General features: G+C 39.5%; 13 protein-coding genes and 1 pseudogene. 1 reads left to right on the forward strand and 13 read right to left on the reverse strand.

Annotated elements, in window-relative coordinates; translation table 11 throughout:
* Positions 1-460 precede the first annotated feature (460 nt).
* The 4 genes and pseudogenes from FC65_RS11475 to parE form a co-directional block, all read right to left on the reverse strand.
* Positions 461-1,551 (reverse strand): annotated as a pseudogene (locus tag FC65_RS11475) (NADH-dependent flavin oxidoreductase); the annotation flags it as partial.
* Positions 1,552-1,615: 64 nt separating this feature from the next.
* Entirely contained in the window at positions 1,616-2,119 is a 504-nt protein-coding gene (locus FC65_RS03510) for an LURP-one-related/scramblase family protein (RefSeq protein WP_056971571.1), read from the reverse strand.
* A gap of 132 nt (positions 2,120-2,251) precedes the next feature.
* A complete protein-coding gene (gene parC, locus FC65_RS03515) occupies positions 2,252-4,660 on the reverse strand; it encodes a DNA topoisomerase IV subunit A (RefSeq protein WP_056971580.1) in 2,409 nt (802 codons plus the stop codon).
* A 65-nt stretch (positions 4,661-4,725) separates the two neighbouring features.
* Complete coding sequence (gene parE, locus FC65_RS03520) at positions 4,726-6,756, reverse strand: DNA topoisomerase IV subunit B (RefSeq protein WP_056971572.1); 2,031 nt, start codon at positions 6,754-6,756, stop codon at positions 4,726-4,728.
* 278 nt (positions 6,757-7,034) lie between these two features.
* Here parE and plsY point away from each other — a divergent pair, with 278 nt between their 5' ends.
* On the forward strand, positions 7,035-7,664 hold the full coding sequence (gene plsY / locus FC65_RS03525; protein WP_010494164.1) for a glycerol-3-phosphate 1-O-acyltransferase PlsY: 630 nt from the start codon (positions 7,035-7,037) through the stop codon (positions 7,662-7,664).
* Positions 7,665-7,722: 58 nt separating this feature from the next.
* On the opposite strand, the gene FC65_RS03530 is transcribed toward plsY, so the two are convergent.
* The 9 genes from FC65_RS03530 to FC65_RS03570 all read right to left on the reverse strand — a co-directional run bounded on the left by FC65_RS03530 (position 7,723) and on the right by FC65_RS03570 (position 18,232).
* On the reverse strand, positions 7,723-8,601 hold the full coding sequence (locus FC65_RS03530; RefSeq protein WP_056971573.1) for an aldose 1-epimerase family protein: 879 nt from the start codon (positions 8,599-8,601) through the stop codon (positions 7,723-7,725).
* Between the two features lie 34 nt (positions 8,602-8,635).
* A complete protein-coding gene (gene hslU / locus FC65_RS03535; protein ID WP_056971574.1) occupies positions 8,636-10,057 on the reverse strand; it encodes an ATP-dependent protease ATPase subunit HslU in 1,422 nt (473 codons plus the stop codon).
* Between the two features lie 66 nt (positions 10,058-10,123).
* A complete protein-coding gene (hslV, locus tag FC65_RS03540) occupies positions 10,124-10,648 on the reverse strand; it encodes an HslVU peptidase proteolytic subunit (protein WP_010494159.1) in 525 nt (174 codons plus the stop codon).
* A 29-nt stretch (positions 10,649-10,677) separates the two neighbouring features.
* Positions 10,678-11,577: a tyrosine recombinase XerC gene (gene xerC / locus FC65_RS03545; RefSeq protein ID WP_056971575.1), complete on the reverse strand. Its 900-nt coding sequence runs from the start codon at positions 11,575-11,577 to the stop codon at positions 10,678-10,680.
* A 194-nt stretch (positions 11,578-11,771) separates the two neighbouring features.
* A complete protein-coding gene (topA, locus tag FC65_RS03550) occupies positions 11,772-13,892 on the reverse strand; it encodes a type I DNA topoisomerase (protein ID WP_056971576.1) in 2,121 nt (706 codons plus the stop codon).
* Between the two features lie 91 nt (positions 13,893-13,983).
* Positions 13,984-14,862, reverse strand: coding sequence for a DNA-processing protein DprA (dprA, locus tag FC65_RS03555; RefSeq protein WP_056971577.1), 879 nt, complete (start codon positions 14,860-14,862; stop codon positions 13,984-13,986).
* Between the two features lie 49 nt (positions 14,863-14,911).
* Positions 14,912-15,712 (reverse strand): ribonuclease HII, encoded by an 801-nt coding sequence (locus FC65_RS03560; RefSeq protein WP_082618986.1) that lies wholly within the window; start codon positions 15,710-15,712, stop codon positions 14,912-14,914.
* Positions 15,705-16,583, reverse strand: coding sequence for a ribosome biogenesis GTPase YlqF (gene ylqF, locus FC65_RS03565; RefSeq protein ID WP_056971578.1), 879 nt, complete (start codon positions 16,581-16,583; stop codon positions 15,705-15,707). Before ylqF ends, FC65_RS03560 begins: the two co-directional genes overlap by 8 nt.
* A 203-nt stretch (positions 16,584-16,786) precedes the next feature.
* On the reverse strand, positions 16,787-18,232 hold the full coding sequence (locus tag FC65_RS03570; protein WP_056971579.1) for a S41 family peptidase: 1,446 nt from the start codon (positions 18,230-18,232) through the stop codon (positions 16,787-16,789).
* Positions 18,233-18,291 lie beyond the last annotated feature (59 nt).

Genomic DNA, 18,291 nt, shown 5'->3' on the forward strand with positions numbered 1-18,291 from the left:
AGTGTTGCACTTAACTTGACAATTGAGGAAGAACAAAATTAACAGCGTTGTGCAATAAATAAACTTTGGGGCAAGCTGGGGCGGTTTTTCTTTTTGACCCTACTTTTGATAATGTATATTATGTAAACTAGAATAAAGAGAAAAAATGACTGACCCCCCTCAGATTTACTGATTTCAAATAACCAACAATGTCTCCAAAACGCTAATTTAAACAACAAAAATAGTAAAATTACTAAATAAAGTCTGTAAAAACTACAGCTTTTTAATTTTCTTGAAAAATTAGTAAACAAGTTATTAATGCTGGTAATTTATTAATGCTAGTAATTAAATTTATATCATTAATTTGTTATAGCTGATTTTTAGTCAAAAAAATAAGGACAGCTTTTGCAATATCTTAACTGTAAAAGCTGTCTAAATGCTAATTATTGATCGCAACGCAGATGTTTATTTTTGCTGCTTAAACATAGCTGGGTTGAATGCCCAAATCAATTAAATCTTCTTTGGATACTGAATAACGGATAGCTGATTCATCACCATTTTCAACTTTTTGAACCCATTTAGGTTCCCACAAAGATTCGTGGCCTAATGCGACTATATCGAACGATTTACAGGCTTTTTCGGCTTCCTGGGGAGTTTTTACGCTACCAACAACTATTAACGGGAATGCACCAGCTACACGATCTCTGATGACTTCATTCACGATCTGACTGGAATTTTGATCACGAAGCGATGTCCGCCAAACGTCGCCTTGTGAAACATGCAGATAATCGATTTTAGTTTCTTTTAACCTATCTATAAACTCAAGTGTATCTTCTAAAGTTATTCCTGGTTTTTCAATTTCTTCTGGTGAAATCCGATAGCCGAGCAAAAATGGCTTCTCAGCATATTGCTTGATTACCTGTGTAGCTTCTTCGATGACGGCAAGTGGAAAACGCATTCTCTTTTCTAATGAACCGCCCCACTTATCTGTCCGTCTATTGGAGTGTGGTGAAAATTGGAGTGTGGTGAAAAGAATTGCTGCAGCAAATAAGTATTTGCGCCATGCAACTCAACTCCGTCAAAGCTGGCTTCAATTGCCCTTTTTGTAGCTGCACCAAAATCTTTGATCGTTTGTATGATTTCATCTTCTGAAAGTGCACGCGGTTTTTGTGAATCTGCTCGCAGTGCGGGAATGTCACTGGCACTAACCGGTTGCTTTCCTCTTAAAATCGCACTGCTTGACATTCTTCCAGCGCAAAATATTTGTACGATCGCTTTTGTACCGTTTCGTTGTATGCTGCGAGCTAATTTATTTAAACCAGGTAAAAATCTATTGTCGGCAATGCTTAGTTCACCCTCAAAGCCCTTACCAAGCGAATTCACATTGGCAACAGCAGTAATGAACATACCCGCCCCGCCGGTGTGCTGTGCGTAATATGCTGTTTCATCACTAGTAACAGTACCGTCTTCAAATGACATGCGTTCAGTCATCGGCGGGATCACGATCCGGTTTTTTAACTTGATGTCTTTATTTCTAAAAGTATATGGTTGTAAAAATGTATATTCGGCCATCTGATAACCTCCCTGTCTCATATGATAAAAGTACAGTTATCGTTTTAGTTAAAGCAAAAGGCCTTTAAACCTGTGACCTATCTTGTGCTAGCATATAATCGATTGCAACCACTAATCCGACAACTAAGATCTCGTTATTCAACGAATCTTCACTGTCTTGTTGCTCTAAAATGGTTATCTCGTATGCATCACCCCAAGATAATATTTTTTTATGGATAGTTGCAATTTCTTCATTCTTGTTTAAAATAGAAAAATTCATTTCGAAAAGATCGCCTTTAACAGTAATGTTTTGCGGGCTAAATGTATAATGTGGTCTTAGTAAGGAAAGTTCTTTTTTTATTTCAACTGTTGGGTTGTTGCGTGATTCAATGATAAATTTAGGTAAAAAGGCAAGAACTTTTTTAGTGATCTGTGCTACTATATTATGCTGTGCGTCTTGAATTTCAAAAGTTTTAGGAGCATTAAATAGACTACCTTTAATGTAATAATGGATTTGGTTGTCATTGTCTCGCACGGTGAATTTCTCAGCAGCGCTAAAAACTTTTTGTTTAACATATAGTTGTTTCATTTTGATTTCTCCTAAGAATAATAGTTGATTAACTACCTTTAAGTTTAGCACGCAACTCTTTTCAAAAATACTATTATTTAGTTTGCTATACACAAAAAGCTGGGAATATAACATTCCCAGCTTAATTCTTATTTAAATTTCTGTTGAGTCTGAATTATCTTCAACTTTATTTTGTACCCAGACTGGAGTTCCCTGGGTTTCAACATCTAAAACAAATGAACCATTTGAATAACGATCATTGCTTGGATGCTCGAATGGATCAACGGTAATAACTTGATCCTTGTTAGTTGTAATATACAATTTACTATTAGGTTGTAATAACGTCGTCAGCTGAACACGATGAGGATTTTTCTTGAGTTCACGTAAAATTTGAACACCACGTCGTGCCCTTGTTGTTTGGGGAACTTCAGCAACTTTCATTCGCTTGAATGAACCACGTTGTGTGATAAGAGCTAAATCGTCTGTTTCATGAACAAGTGTCACACTAGTCAGGCGATCTTCTCTGAGATCCATAGCTTTAACACCTGCTGCCTTTGTTCCGCTTGTTGGAACTTCATCTAGTGTATAACGAAGTCCATAACCGCCATAGGAAGCGCAAAGAACTTGCAATGCAGAATCATCATTTTTTTGATAAGAGATCAAAATTATCTCATCGGACGCAGTCTTTAATTTCATAAACTTGCTGGCACGTGATTTGTAGGATCTTCCGGGTTTTAAATCAGCGAGTTCAGTTTGCTTAATAAAGCCCTCTTTAGTTGCAAAAACAAACTTGCCGCCCTGTTTTAAATCTTTAAAACAATATGCAGAAATGACATACTCATCATTTGCCAGACCGACAGTTTGCGAAAGATGCTCTCCTGTATCTTTCCAGCGAGCTTCTGTTACATCATGAATAGGCCGATAGATGACGTTTCCTTTATTGGTAAACATGAACAGATGATCTAACGTATTGACGGTCGCTGAAAAAATCACTCGGTCTTCATCTTTTAGCCCGTTTTCAGAAGGACCAGAAGCCTTAAACGACCGAAGGGACGAGCGCTTGACATAACCATCACGTGAAACTAAGGCTTTCACATCTTCTGCTGCTACCATAACTTCAGTTTCAATGGTCAATGATTCTATCTCTGCTTGGATCTCGGTTAACCTTGGAGTTGAATATTTTTTATCAACGGCTTTTAATTCTTTTTTGATCACCTTATCCAATTCTTGTGGATCAGCCAAAATTTTCTGATATTTTGCAATTTGCTTTTCTAATTCTTGTGCTTCTTTTTCCAGCGCAGTCACATCGGTATTTGTTAAACGATATAACTGCAAAGAAACAATTGCTTCTGCTTGCTTTTCACTAAAGTCATATTTCGTGATCAAATTTTGCTTGGCATCACGTTTATTTTGAGACGAACGGATCGTTTTAATAACGTTGTCTAAAATAGAGAGAGCTTTGATCAGACCAGCAACGATATGTTCGCGCTCTTGGGCTTTATTTAGGTCAAATTGAGTCCGTTTAGTAGTAACGTCACGTTGGTGATCGATGTATGCTGAAAGGATCGCTTTCAAACCAACATGTTCAGGACGCTTTTTATTGATCGCGACCATGTTGAAATTGTAGGAGATCTGTAAATCGGTGTTTTTAAAAAGATAATTTAAAATACCTGTCGCATTTGCATTTTTCTTAAGCTCGATCACGATCCGCAAACCCTCACGATCTGTTTCGTCACGAACTTCGGCGATTCCTTCAACTTTTTTCAAAAGACGTAATTCATCGATCCGTTTGACTAATATCGCCTTATTAACTTCATATGGGATCTCTGTTACGACGATTTGCTGTTTTCCGCCGCGTAATTCTTCAATTTCAGTCCGAGAGCGTAAAATCGTTTTTCCTCGCCCAGTTTTGTAGGCTTGTTTGATCCCGTCTATTCCCTGTAAAATGCCGCCAGTTGGAAAGTCAGGACCTTTTACAAATTTCATTAGATCATCTAACGTAGCATTTGGATGATCTAATAGGTAAATTGTAGCTTCAATTGTTTCTCCCAAATTATGAGTTGGGATCTCAGTTGCATACCCAGCGGAAATACCCGTAGCTCCGTTGACTAATAAATTAGGAAAACGGGCTGGCAAAACAGTTGGTTCATACTCTGTATCATCAAAATTTAAGACCATTTCAACGGTCTTTTTATCAATGTCTTTTAGCATGTCACCAGCAATTTCAGATAAGCGCGCCTCGGTATAACGCATAGCAGCAGGTGGGTCACCGTCCATTGAACCATTGTTACCATGCATTTGAATCAGTGGTTCACGTAGTTTCCAATCCTGACTGAGGCGGACCATCGCTTCATAGATCGATGAATCACCATGCGGATGAAAATTACCCATCACGTTTCCGACCGACTTAGCTGATTTTCTAAATGCTTTATCAAAGGTATTGCCATCTTGGCCCATTGCAAACAGGATTCGCCGCTGAACAGGTTTTAAACCATCACGGATATCAGGTAAAGCACGTTCTTGGATAATATACTTAGAATAGCGTCCGAATCTTTCCCCCATGACAGCTTCAAGTGATAATTCCTGAATATTGTTATGTTCTGTAGTCGCCACGTACTTTCACCCCTCTACTTGTTATTTTTGGTTTGAGCTAATTTATCATCAAATAGTGTTTCACTTGTTTCTTCATTCGTAAGCTTTTCACCATGAGCACCTTCTACGGCAACCGTATCTAATAAACTGCCGTCTTCTTCCAGTGAAAATTTCACGTTTTTTTCGATCCATTTACGACGCGGCTCAACTTTATCGCCCATTAATGTTGTGACACGTTTCTCAGCCAAGGCGCCATCATCGATCTTCACACGAACCAAAGTCCTTGTTTCTGGATCCATAGTCGTTTCCCATAATTGGTCAGCGTTCATTTCTCCTAAACCTTTGAAACGTTGGAGTGAATATCCTTTGCCCATTTCTTGGCTGACTTTTTTTAGTTCCTCATCAGTCCAAGCATATTCAATGACCTGTTTTTTCTTAACTGTCTTTTGTAATTTATACAAAGGCGGCAAAGCAATATAAACCCGTCCAGCATCGATCATTGGTCGCATATATTTATAAAAGAAAGTTAACAGCAAGATTTGAATATGAGCTCCGTCGGTATCTGCATCAGTCATGATCACGATTTTGTCATAATTAGCATCTTCCAGGTTAAATTCTGCCCCGACTCCAGCACCGATCGTATAGATCATGGTGTTGGTCTCTTCGTTTTTGACAATATCTTGGAGTTTAGCCCGTTCTGTATTAAGTACTTTACCTCTTAAGGGCAAGATCGCTTGAAATTTGCAATCTCTACCCTGCTTCGCTGAACCACCGGCAGAATCACCTTCGACTAAAAATAGTTCATTTTTCTTAGCATTTTTCGATTGAGCTGGTGTTAGTTTACCTGAAAGAAGCTGGTCTTTTTTACGTCGCTTCTTTCCATTACGACTTTCGTCACGGGCTTTACGAGCTTCTTCACGTGCCTCTCTAGCGCGCAACGATTTTCTCACTAGGTCTTGTGCGAATTCTCCGTTTTCCATCAGATAGTAATTGAGTTGTTCAGCCACGATACCATCGACGATGGTTCGCGCTTCTGGAGTACCTAATTTTTCTTTGGTCTGTCCCTCGAATTGAAGCAACTCCTCAGGTACTCTTACCGAGATCACTGCGGACAACCCTTCACGGACATCGCTGCCTTCCATATTTTTATCTTTATCTTTTAGTAATCCAACACTGCGGGCATAGTCATTAAAAGCTTTGGTCCAGGCAGAACGCAGACCGGCTTCATGAGTCCCCCCATCCTTGGTGCGAACGTTATTAACAAACGACAACACGTTTTCGGAGTACCCATCGTTATATTGTGCAGCTACTTCCACTTCCATACCTTGTTTGGAACCATCAAAGTACATAACGTCACCGATAGTTTCTTTATCTTCATTCAAATAAGAAACAAATTCCTTGATTCCTTCTTCATATAAAAAGATATCTTGCTGGTCGTTACGTTCATCGGTCAATGTGATCTGGACACCTTTTAACAAATAGGCTGATTCTCTCAAACGTTCAGCTAAAACGTCATAGTGATAATGCGTTGTGGAAAAAATTGTCTGATCAGGCTTAAAGGTTACTTTGGTTCCGCTCGGTCGCTTAGTTTTGCCGATTTTACGTAAAGTACCGATTGGTTGACCACCATCTTTAAAATCTTCCTCATATTCGATCCCATCGCGGACCGTATTGACAGTTAAACTGGAAGACAAGGCATTGACGACTGATGCACCAACACCATGCAATCCACCTGAAGTTTTATAACCGCCTTGTCCGAACTTACCTCCGGCATGCAAAACGGTAAAAATCACCTCAACAGTTGGGATACCAGTAGAATGCATCCCAACAGGCATGCCTCGGCCATAATCACATACGGTGATCGACTCATCAGCATGAATCGTCACATCAATTTTTTTACCATACCCTGATAGTGCTTCATCCACCGCATTATCTACGATCTCATAAACTAAGTGGTGTAAACCATGGGTATCAGTAGATCCGATATACATCCCAGGCCGCTTTCTAACTGCTTCCAGCCCTTTTAAGACTTGAATCGAATCATCATTATATTTAGGTTTTGTCATTGAACTTTCAAATCCCTTCCGGTTAAACAAGTAAGATCATTACTTACGATGATCTGACAAACTTTTTCTATCATAACCCATATATAGCTATTCTGTAAAGTAACACTCTTGCTATACAGCCCGAAACGGCGGTCTTTAACAGCAAGGAACATTGTCTAAGTATAAAATAAATTAAGCTCATTTGGGTAATTTTTCTTATAAAAACGGGGTATAATTTAAATTGCTCCAAGCACAATAAACTGCTAGAATTAAAAGGCAAGATAAAGGAGGCAAAAAATGTGGATCTAAATATTATTTGGATGCTCCTAATTGGCTATTTACTTGGTTCTATACCATCCGGTGTCTGGATCGGCAAGATTTTCTTTAATAAAGATATTCGTAATTACGGTAGTGGTAATATGGGAACGACTAATACTTTTCGGGTTTTAGGCAAAAAAGCTGGGGTAGTCGTTTTGTTGATCGACATGCTGAAGGGTTCTGCAACTGCTTTGCTCCCTATGTTATTCCAGTCAAATGCGAATGCCTTATTGATCGGGCTAGCAGCAATCTTTGGTCACGCCTTTCCAATTTTTGCTAAATTCAAGGGAGGCAAAACAGTTGCGACTAGTGTCGGTGTTTTGCTGGTCTATAATTGGCAGTTTTTCTTATTGGCTTGGGCGATTTTCTTGATAACCATTTATTTGACAAGTATGGTCAGTGTCGCCAGCATGATCGGCTTTTCATTGATCACGCTTAGCTCTTTGTTTTATCAAGATTGGATCTTAACTACTGTTGCATTTGTTTTGACTATCTTCGTTTTTGTCAGACATTGGGGGAACATTTCCCGGATCCGTCAAGGCAAAGAAAATATGGTTCCTTTTGGTTTAGGTTATCGGGCTCGCCAGAAACGTGAAAAAGATAATAAATAAAAAGATAAGTTGTGTAGTCACTCGAAAACTTGAGTAGGACTCCAACTTATCTTTTTTGTTAAAAGAGCGAAACTGAAAAGCCGGCCTTAAACTCCTGGTGGGATGCCAATTTATTAATGGCAAACTTGTGGGTCAACTCACCATCGGCATCTTGTGGGTCAGCTAAGCCCCACCATGGTTCGATACAAACAAATTGACCATCTTTAGGATAGGCAGACCAGATACCAACATACTTGGCATCCTTAGTACCAACTTGGATACCATGCTTTTGCTTTGTATCTTGTAAAGTAATTTTTGTCGGTTCTTGTTGCAAGTTGTAGATCAATGCATCGTTTTTAAATAATTCACGGCTGACTGCCAACCGGTTTTCGTTAACATCAAATTCATGCATTGGGTCGGTCAAACTATTTGCCAAAGGAATTTTCTTTCTGGTTTTAGCGGGAGCAAATGTTAATTCGTAGTCTGTATATTTTTCGTTTGGCATCAACGGAGCCTTAAAGGCTGGGTGAGCTCCCAGTGCAAAGAAGAGCTCCTGCTCATCAGCTGGGTTGTAAACGGAATAATCCAGCGTTAATGTAGTGTCTTTAACCAAGTAAGTCAAATGCAAACGAAAATCAAAAGGATACTTTTCCTTAGTTGCTGCATTTTGTGTCAGCTCGAAAGTAGCATGTTGGTCATCGCACTCCACCACAGCAAAATCTTGGTCGCGGGCAAATCCATGTTGTGTCATATGATATTCTTGACCATTAAAATGATAACTATCATTTTTTAGTTTCCCTTCGATCGGAAATAATACTGGCGAATGACGTCCCCAATATTTTGCATCACCAGACCACATATAATCGATCCCGGTGCCCTTAGCGATCAAACTACTTAATTCAGCGCCATGTTCATTGATCACTGCGCGAATTTTATCATTTTCAATAATTACTGCCATCTTGAAACCCTCCCGAAATTAGTTAATGATCCCTTTATAAAATATAATGTGCTAAGTCTTTGTCTGCGGCGATCTTGCCGATTTTTTGTTCTACGTAAGCTTCAGTGATCGTTATTTCACCCATTTGCATATCTGGTCCCTCATATAACAAATCTTGTAAGAGTCGCTCTAAAATAGTGTGTAAACGACGAGCTCCGATATTATCCGTATCGCGGTTGACTGCAAAGGCAATGTTGGCAATTTTACGGATAGCTTCGATCGTAAAAGTAACAGAAATATTATCAGTATTGATCAATGCAATATATTGCTTAACCAAAGCATTATCTGGCTCGGTCAAAATCTTGACAAAATCTTCTGCACTTAAATCATTCAACTCTACTCGGATCGGGAAGCGGCCTTGGAGTTCTGCGATCAGGTCACTAGGTTTGCTGTCTTGGAATGCACCAGAAGCGATAAACAAGATATGATCAGTATTGATGAAACCATACTTAGTTTTGATTGCCGAGCCTTCAACGATCGGCAAGATGTCACGTTGAACCCCTTCGCGAGAAACCTCCCCAGAGTTTTGCTTGGATCGGGATGTGATCTTATCAATTTCATCAATAAAAATGATCCCAGTATTTTCTGCGCGTTTGATTGCAGCATCAGCAAGATCAGCAACATTGACCAATTTTTCAGATTCTTCTTGAACTAAAACTTCTCGGGCATCAGTAACACTCATCGTCCGAGTGACTTTTCTTTTTGGTACAAGGGAACTTAAAGCATCATTGAGATCGATTCCCATTTGATTGAGCATGTCAGAAGAATTGTTATTGTTTTGCGAAGGGTCATCGATTTTAATGGTAACTTCCTCATTTTCTAACTGATCCCGTTTAAGCTTTTCACTAACACTTAAACGCTCATTTCTGACCTGATCGTTGACCTCGCCTTCTTCATCTTCTTGGCTGGCAAGGCCTTGAGGCATTTTACCGCTTTGCAAGTCACGCATCATTTGCATAAAGTTTTCTTGCTGATTTTGTTGTGTTTGTTTTCGTTGTGCGGGAACTAGAAGCTTGACTAATCTTTTGTCTGCATTAGCAACCGCTTCACTTCTGACTTCTGCATACAATCTATCTTGTTCCATTTTATAAGCAGATTCAACTAGGTCACGGACCATCGATTCAACATCACGACCCACATAACCGACCTCTGTAAATTTGGTTGCTTCAACTTTAACAAAAGGCGCATTGACGATTTTAGCCAGCCGGCGGGCGATTTCTGTTTTTCCGACACCGGTCGGTCCGATCATCAATAGATTTTTAGGCGTCACTTCTTCTTGCATTTCTTCTGGCAGCTGCATTCGGCGATAGCGATTACGTAAAGCAACTGCGATTGCCTTTTTTGCTTCGTCTTGGCCGATCACATAGCGATCAAGTTCTTTAACGATTTGTTTTGGTGTTTTATCCATTGGATCCATAAAATTAAGCGGTGAAGTTCTTGAATTGCAACTTCACCTTCACTCCTTTCAGACTTTCAGGTTAGTTTAGAGTACTTCTGTGATGACGTTGTGGTTTGTGAAAATATCGATATCTCCTGCAATATGGAGAGAACTTTTAGCGATTTCTTCGGCACTCATCTCTGGGGCGTGGTTAGTTAACGCGATTGCAGCGGATAAAGCATAGTTTCCACCCGAACCGATCGCTAAAACATCATTATCAGGTTCGATCACTTCTCCAGAACCAGACACCAACAATAAATTATCTTTGTCCATTACGACTAATAAAGCTTCGAGTTTTTGCAACTGCTGGTCACCGCGCCATTCTTGGGCTAGTTCCACAGCTGCACGTTGCAAATTACCACTATACTGGTTAAGCTTCTTTTCAAAACGGTCTTGTAGATTAAAGGCATCAGAAACCGTGCCGGCAAAACCGACTGCTACTTTATTATCATAGATCTTTCTGATCTTATGTGCAGTTCCTTTCATAATGACTTTTTCTCCCATGGTGACTTGCCCATCACCAGCCATTGCTGTATGTCCATTATGCCGAACGGCGCAGATTGTTGTCATGAAATAATTTCCTCCTGTAAAAAAGATGATCACGCCCGCGGGAAAAATTTGCGGTAGTTCTCTTGCAGATTTTCCGTGGTAACGTGGGTATATATTTGTGTGGTTGAAAGACTGCTGTGACCCAGTAACTCTTGTACGGCCCGCAAATCAGCACCATTACTCATTAAATGAGTAGCGAACGTATGTCGCAGCTCATGAGGATGGATCGTTGTTTGTAAAGAGCTTTTCTTAACTATCTGATTCAAAACGTAGGTAATACCAGCAGCCGTGATCGGATCACCATAATGGTTAATAAATACAAAATCATGCTCTTTTTGGTATTTTTCCATTACCGGTGTGCGGACTTTTGCAAAGTATTTTTTTAAAGCATTTTCGCAATATTGACCAAAGGGCACATAGCGGTCTTTCCCGCCCTTACCATGTAAAAGCATTGCTCGGTTATCAAAATCAACGACTTGCACCGTTAAACTTGTACACTCGGAAACACGCATTCCTGTTGCATACAATGTTTCTAACAAAGCATTATTCCTCATATCCTTGTTAGAATTACCTGTTGTAGCCTCAAACAAGGCATTCATTTCTTTTTCATAGAAAAAGTGTGGTAAAGCCCGCGAATGACGTTTTAGCTGAACATAGATAAACGGATTACTATTCACATAATCATTTTTCAGTAAAAAACGATAAAATGACCGTAGTCCCGAGATCAGCCGTGAAACACTATTTTCTTTATATTCTTGCTCATAAAGATAACTCATATAAACATGAACATCGTTTTCCGTGATCGCTGCAAAAGATGATCCTCCGCCGTTTTCTGTTAAAAAATTGCAAAAATCAGCGATGTCATCTGTATACGCTTTAACGGTTTTTGCGGAATATTGACGTTCATATTTCAGATAATCCTGATATTCTATGATCCACTTACGTTCCATCGTGCCACCTTCAAATCAATGTTTAATTGTATTTTCCTATAATGGTCAAAAATAGTCAAGAATTCTGGAGACTTATTCGACATTTCTTAATTTTTTCACAAGGTATCTTGTAGCCAGATCATTTTCACTAAAAAAAGACCCAATTAACATCGGACTCATCTTGATGAGTGAAGTCATTGGGATCTTTTTGTTAGTTACTTTTGTAGTTCTTCTTCATAGTCGCCATTTGGACATTTGACTTGCGCACCTTTTTTCGATTTTTTATAAACCAAGAAATGGTCGCATTTTGGACATTTTCGTCCAACTGGTTGGTCCCAAGAAATGAAGTCACAATCGGGGTAACGTGAACAACCATAGAAAATTCGGTTTTTCTTAGATTTTCTTTCAACCACATCACCCTTACCACACTTCGGACAAGTTACACCAATTTTCTTGACAATGGTTTTAGTATTCCGACAGTCAGGAAAACGGCTGCAAGCATAAAATTTACCATAACGTCCCATTTTGATCAGCATTGGTGCGCCACAGACGTCGCAGTTAAACCCAGCAGGTTCATCTTTGATCTTAACTTTTTCAAGTTTCTGCTCAGCACTGGCGACTTCCTTGGCGAACGGACGGTAAAATTGATCGATCACTTGGACCCATTCTTGTTTACCTTCTTCGATTTGATCCAATTCATCTTCCAAATCTGCGGTAAATGATACGTCCAAAATGTCTGGAAAACAATCCGTGATCATGGAATTGACGATCTCACCTAATTCGGTTGGTTCAAACTTACGTGCTGTGAGTTTAACATAGTACCTTTTTTGAATCGTGCTTAAAGTTGGTGCATAAGTTGAAGGACGACCGACACCGTTTTCTTCTAGGGCTTTGATCAAAGTTGCTTCGGAATAACGGGCCGGTGGCAAAGTAAAATGCTGACTCGGATCATTTTTTACTAAAGTGACTTCGTCGCCTTCATTTAGTTCAGGTAAAATATTGTCTTTCCGTTTGGATTCGGAATAAACCTTGGTGTATCCAGGAAATTTCATCTTCGAACCATTTGCCCTGAAAGTCACGCCATTTTGAACTAAGTCAGCACGGACGGTATCAACTATTGCAGGTGTCATCTGACTGGCAACAAAACGTGACCAGATCAATGAATATAACTTCATTTGATCCTTAGATAAATATTTTTCCAGAGAGTCCGGTGTTCGCATTACCGAGGAAGGCCGGATAGCTTCATGGGCATCTTGAGCATTTTCAGAAAGCTTACCGGCTCGCGGCTTGGAAGCTGCATATTCACCGCCGTACGTTTCAGTGATAAATTTTGCTGCTTCATGCTTAGCTACCGTAGAGATCCGGGTTGAATCGGTCCGCATATAAGTGATTAAACCGACTGAACCACCGCGGCCAATGTTGATCCCTTCATATAATTGTTGTGCGATCATCATTGTTCTTTGCGTTCTGAATTTTAATGTGTTGTTTGCCGTTTGTTGCATCGTCGAGGTTGTAAACGGCAATGCAGGGAATCGTTTACGTTCTTTTTTGACAACTGCAGCTACTTTAAATGGGTCATCTTTGGAGATTTTTTTCAGGACTTTTTGAACTGCATCATTATTATTTAAAGCTGTTTTTTTACCAGCAAGTCCATAAAAGCTGGCATCAAATTTACTTCGTCCTTTTTGAAATTGCGAGTCGATGTTCCAATACTCTTCTGGAACAAATTCTTTGATTTCTTTTTCTCTTTGAATGATCAAGTTTAACGCAATCGACTGTACTCGACCCGCAGAGAGCCCTTTTTTGACCTTCGACCATAATAACGGAGAAATCGAATATCCAACCAAGCGGTCTAAGATCCGGCGAGCCTGTTGTGCGTCAACAAGAGACATATCGATCGCCCGGGGATTCTTAAATGCATTTTTTACTGCATCTTTGGTGATCTCGTTAAAGACAACACGATTTTTGTCTTTAGGATCTAATCCTAGCAAGTAGGAAAGATGCCAAGCAATTGCTTCTCCTTCACGGTCGGGATCGGCCGCAAGATAAACGTGCGCGGCTTTTTTAGCCTCCTTGCGCAGTTCCTTAATCACATCGCCTTTGCCGCGGATCGAAATATAATGAGGTTCATAATCATTTTCAACATCGATACCCATCTTACTTTTTGGCAAATCACGGATATGTCCTAAACTTGCCATAACTTTATAGCGTGATCCCAAATATTTTTCGATTGTTTTGGCTTTTGACGGAGATTCAACGATCACTAAATTTTTTTTTGTTTTCCTAGTGCTTCTTTTCTTTTTTGTCTTAGTTTTTGGCTGTGTGGAGGTTGGCAAAACGTCCCACTCCTTTGTTTGAATTGTATTTTAATTATAACTATTGCATGTTTAAATTGAGTAATCAAAATCGATAACAATGTTATGCCTTTCAAGTTTGGTTTGTCAAGGAGTTTAAAAAATCTTCAAGAATATCAGTACTATTTAAGACCGGTTTAGCCCCTGCCTGGATCAATTCATTGGTTCCGACTGATAAGTTGCTGTTGATCGGACCTGGGACTGCTAAAATGTTTCTATTTTCTTGTAAAGCAATATTAGCTGTGATCAAGCTGCCGCTATGATGTTTAGCTTCCACTACCAATAGACTTTGACATAAACCGGCAATGATACGGTTACGAAGTGGAAAATGGTACGGCAATGGTTTTTGCCCCAATTCATATTCGGTTAAGACAAGACCTCGGCGTGCCATTAAGGTTTGTAATTCGTAGTTTTTCCTTGGATAAACTTGATCCAGGCCAGTCCCGAGCACAGCGATCGTATCCGAATTGGCATTTAAAACAAGTCGGTGGGCCAAACTGTCGACCCCGCGAGCAGCTCCGCTAACGACCGTGATCTGGTGTGTGCAAATATCAGGTATTAGCTTTTTCAACACGACTGTTGCATACTTCGTCATATTTCTAGCACCAACGATTGCCAGAATAGGTCTTTTAAGCAGTTCTAATCTCCCTTGATAAAACAAAATATTAGGTGGTTCAAATGTTTCTTTTAGTTGCGCTGGATACTCAGGATCAAGAATTGTAAGTATCCCGCCATGGTGCTGATTGATGATCATTTTCTGCGTAGTAGCTTGAGAGTGAAAATCAGTTAAAAATTGCTGTAGATCAATTTTAAGACCAGAAAGCAACTCAGCAAGTTCAATGAGCTGTGGTTGTCGTTTATTTTTTTGCATAAAAGAATAAATTTTATTTTCACCCTTGACTCCGATCCCTGAACACAAATGGATCCGTAATAAAAAAGATCGATCATCCATAAAAACGCCGCCTTTGCTTTTTTATGTAAATACGCAAAAGGCGACGATTTTATTTAATTAATTTTGACTTTATTGGTTCAAAAGTTTGGCGGTGAATGGGTGTGATACCATATTTTTTGAGTCCAGCTAAGTGTTGTTTGGTCCCATAACCGGCATTTTTTTCAAAACCGTAGCCTGGATAGAGTTGCGCATACTCCGTCATCAACTGGTCACGGGTGACTTTGGCAACTATGCTGGCCGCTGCGATGGAAGCTGAGCGTGCATCACCTTTGATCAATTTGCGCTGGGGAATTTTTGTATGCAAGACCATGGCATCGATCAAGAGCTGGTCAGGTTGAGGGTCTAACTGTAAAACTGCTTGTTCCATCGCAAATCTTGCTGCTTCATAAATATTGATCTCATCGATTTTTTGATTATCAGCGACCCCGATCCCAATACTAAGCGCTTGTTCTTTGATCAGCGGAGCTAACTGTGCTCTTTTTTTAATGCTTAATTGTTTAGAATCATTAACTTCGTATAGTGCAAAATCATGCGGTAAGATCACTGCTGCTGCGACAACAGGTCCTGCTAATGGTCCTCTTCCAACTTCATCGATCCCTGCGACTAAATTGTTGCCATTTTGCCAAGCTTCTTTTTCTAAAAGCAGTCTTTTTTCAAAGGAAGCTTTTTTTTTAGCTTGTTTGGCCTGTTTATTTTCAAAGCTTTTCAATAGTTGCCTAACACCTTGCCGTTCGTCATTACGCAACTCATCCATTATTTCAGGTGTTAACGTTTCTGGGTGATTTTCAGATTTTTTTAAAAAAGTTTTGATTTGTACAATGTTCTTTTTCTTATTGTTTTCATTACTCATTAGGGTCCGCTTTCTTTGAATCAGATGCAATAGTTTGTGGTACCGTATCTAAAGTATATCGACCTAGTTTTTGATTACGAATATCTTGAATCAGTCGTTGCGCGCCTCGCTCATAATCATCGCGGAAACCAGCTTTTTTGGTAATGGCCAGCAACGTATCCACATCCGAGGCAGACATTTCATTTTCTGTCAGACTATAACGTTTTTGTAAATATGGGGCTCCATTTTCCTTAAAAAATTCTATCGCATATAAAGCAATATCGTCGTCATGAAATAATTGATCCTTGATCGCACCGGTCAGTGCCAACTTTTGACCTACCAGGGGATCCTCAAATTTAGGCCATAAGATACCTGGTGTATCAAGTAACTGTAAGTTTTTACCGGCTTTGAGCCACTGTTGTTTTTTCGTGACCCCCGGTTTATCACCAACGGAAGCTACATTCTTTTTCACCATATGGTTTAAGAGAGTTGACTTGCCGACATTTGGGATACCAATGCACATCACACTGATCTTTTTTGACTGGATCCCTTTCTCCGCACGTTTAGCTAATTTGTCGGCTAGAACAGTATTGATTTTCTTTTCAATAACTTTCAGAGATCCGTTAGTACTGTTGACGGCTACAGCGGGTTGACCAGATGTTTCATAATAATTTAACCATTTTTTTGTTTGCTTTGGGTCAGCAAGATCCATTTTTGTTAAAACAATAATGGCTGGTTTATTTTCCAAAATACTTTTTAATTCAGGATTTCGCGATGATTCTGGTAAACGTGCATCTACCAATTCTAACACGATGTCGACGGTTTTGAGATTTTCTTTTGCCTGTCGTAAGGCTTTTGCCATATGACCCGGATACCATTGAATGATTGCCATACTTTTCCTCCTTTTTTATCCCGCCTATTGAAACCGATATGTTAATAATAGAGATAAAAACTTTCATCTTGTTATTATACACGGGACTATCTATTTAACCAAATTCGTGAGGAACTATTATGCACAACGTTTAACTTGAAATTTTGTCAAAAAAAACAAGTAATAACTCTCAAAAACGAAGAGTATTACTTGTTAATTATCATTTATTGCGCCGCTTTGATTGCTGCATCATAAGCATGATCTGAATGAACGACTAATTGAGCAATTGCTTCTTGAATGCTATTAATTGTTTGCTTATCAGCAGTACCGCTCGGATCTAGATGATGTTCTCTTTGGAATTTTTGTACAGTTGCCTTTGTTTCTGTACTATAATACCCGTCTGTCCGGCCCGGATCATAATCTAGAGCCGTTAAGAAGTTTTGTAGACGAGCAACTTCTTTGGAAACGTCATTTTCTTTATAAGTTTTATTTGTGCTGATCATCGCTTGATAAGCGACCTTAGGATAATCAGCCTTGATTGTCGGCTGCAATCCTTTTTCATGGATCCAAGAGCCATTTGGTGTCAACCACTTGGCAATCGTTAATTTAAGTTCAGTTTTATCTTTGAATGGCATCACATTTTGTACAGTACCCTTACCAAACGATTTAGTTCCGATAAGTTTATCCCCAGCGGATTGGTTCAAAGCTGCGGAGAAGATCTCAGCTGCACTGGCCGAACCACCGTTGATCATCACTACTGTTTTTTCATGAACCTTGAAACCATCGTCATATTTTTTACCTGCCTTATAAACTTCAGGCCTGCTACCGCGTTGCTTGACTTGCATGATCGTTTGCCCATTTTTCAAGAACATGGATGACATTTTAAGAGCCTGGTCCATCAAACCTCCTGGATTATCCCGCATGTCGATCACGAATGATTTTGCGCCTTTTTTTCTGAGTTGTTTGATCGTTTGTTTCATTTCTTTTGCAGTATTATTGGAGAAAGTTGTTACCTGGATATAACCAACCTTTTTATCTTTACCAGCAAGTTTTCCATTAACTGTTTTAACAGGAATAGTATCTCGTTTAAATGATTTTTCAAAAACCGAATCTCCCCGTTTGATCTGGAGCTTGACAGAAGTCCCTTTTTTGCCGCGAATCAGGGAGACTGCCTTATTCAAGGAGTATCCATTCAATGACTTACCATCTATTTTTAAGATAATATCCTTGGCCTTTAAGCCTCCCTTTTGAGCTGGCGTCCCAGAAATCGGGGACACGATCTGGATTTGATCGCCAGATTTACGAACTTCTGCACCGATTCCAGTGAAACTAGAAGAAATAGTTTCATTTAATGACTGTGTTTCAGATTTTGTCATGTATTCTGAAAATTGGTCTCCTAAAACGTTGACCATGCCAGTTATTGCACCATTCTCAAGCTTTTTTCTGCTGATACCTTTGTAATAGTAGCTGTCGAGTGCTTTATAGACAGCATTGATTTTTCCCATAGATTCGCTAGTTTGTTCAGCAGCCTGTAAACGTGAATTCATAAATGCAAAAACCCCGCCACCACCGAGTAAAAGTGCTGCGATTCCTGTGATAATGAGTGTAGTTAGGCTAAAAGATTTCTTTTTATTTGAAGATTTTTTGAACTGCTTATTTTTTTCATCCAAAAATCGGGCCTTCTTTCATATATTCTATTACGCGTGGTGCTAGTTCGTAACATTCAACT

Source organism: Ligilactobacillus acidipiscis DSM 15836, assembly GCF_001435755.1.
In the GTDB taxonomy this organism is placed as follows: Bacteria; Bacillota; Bacilli; order Lactobacillales; family Lactobacillaceae; genus Ligilactobacillus; species Ligilactobacillus acidipiscis.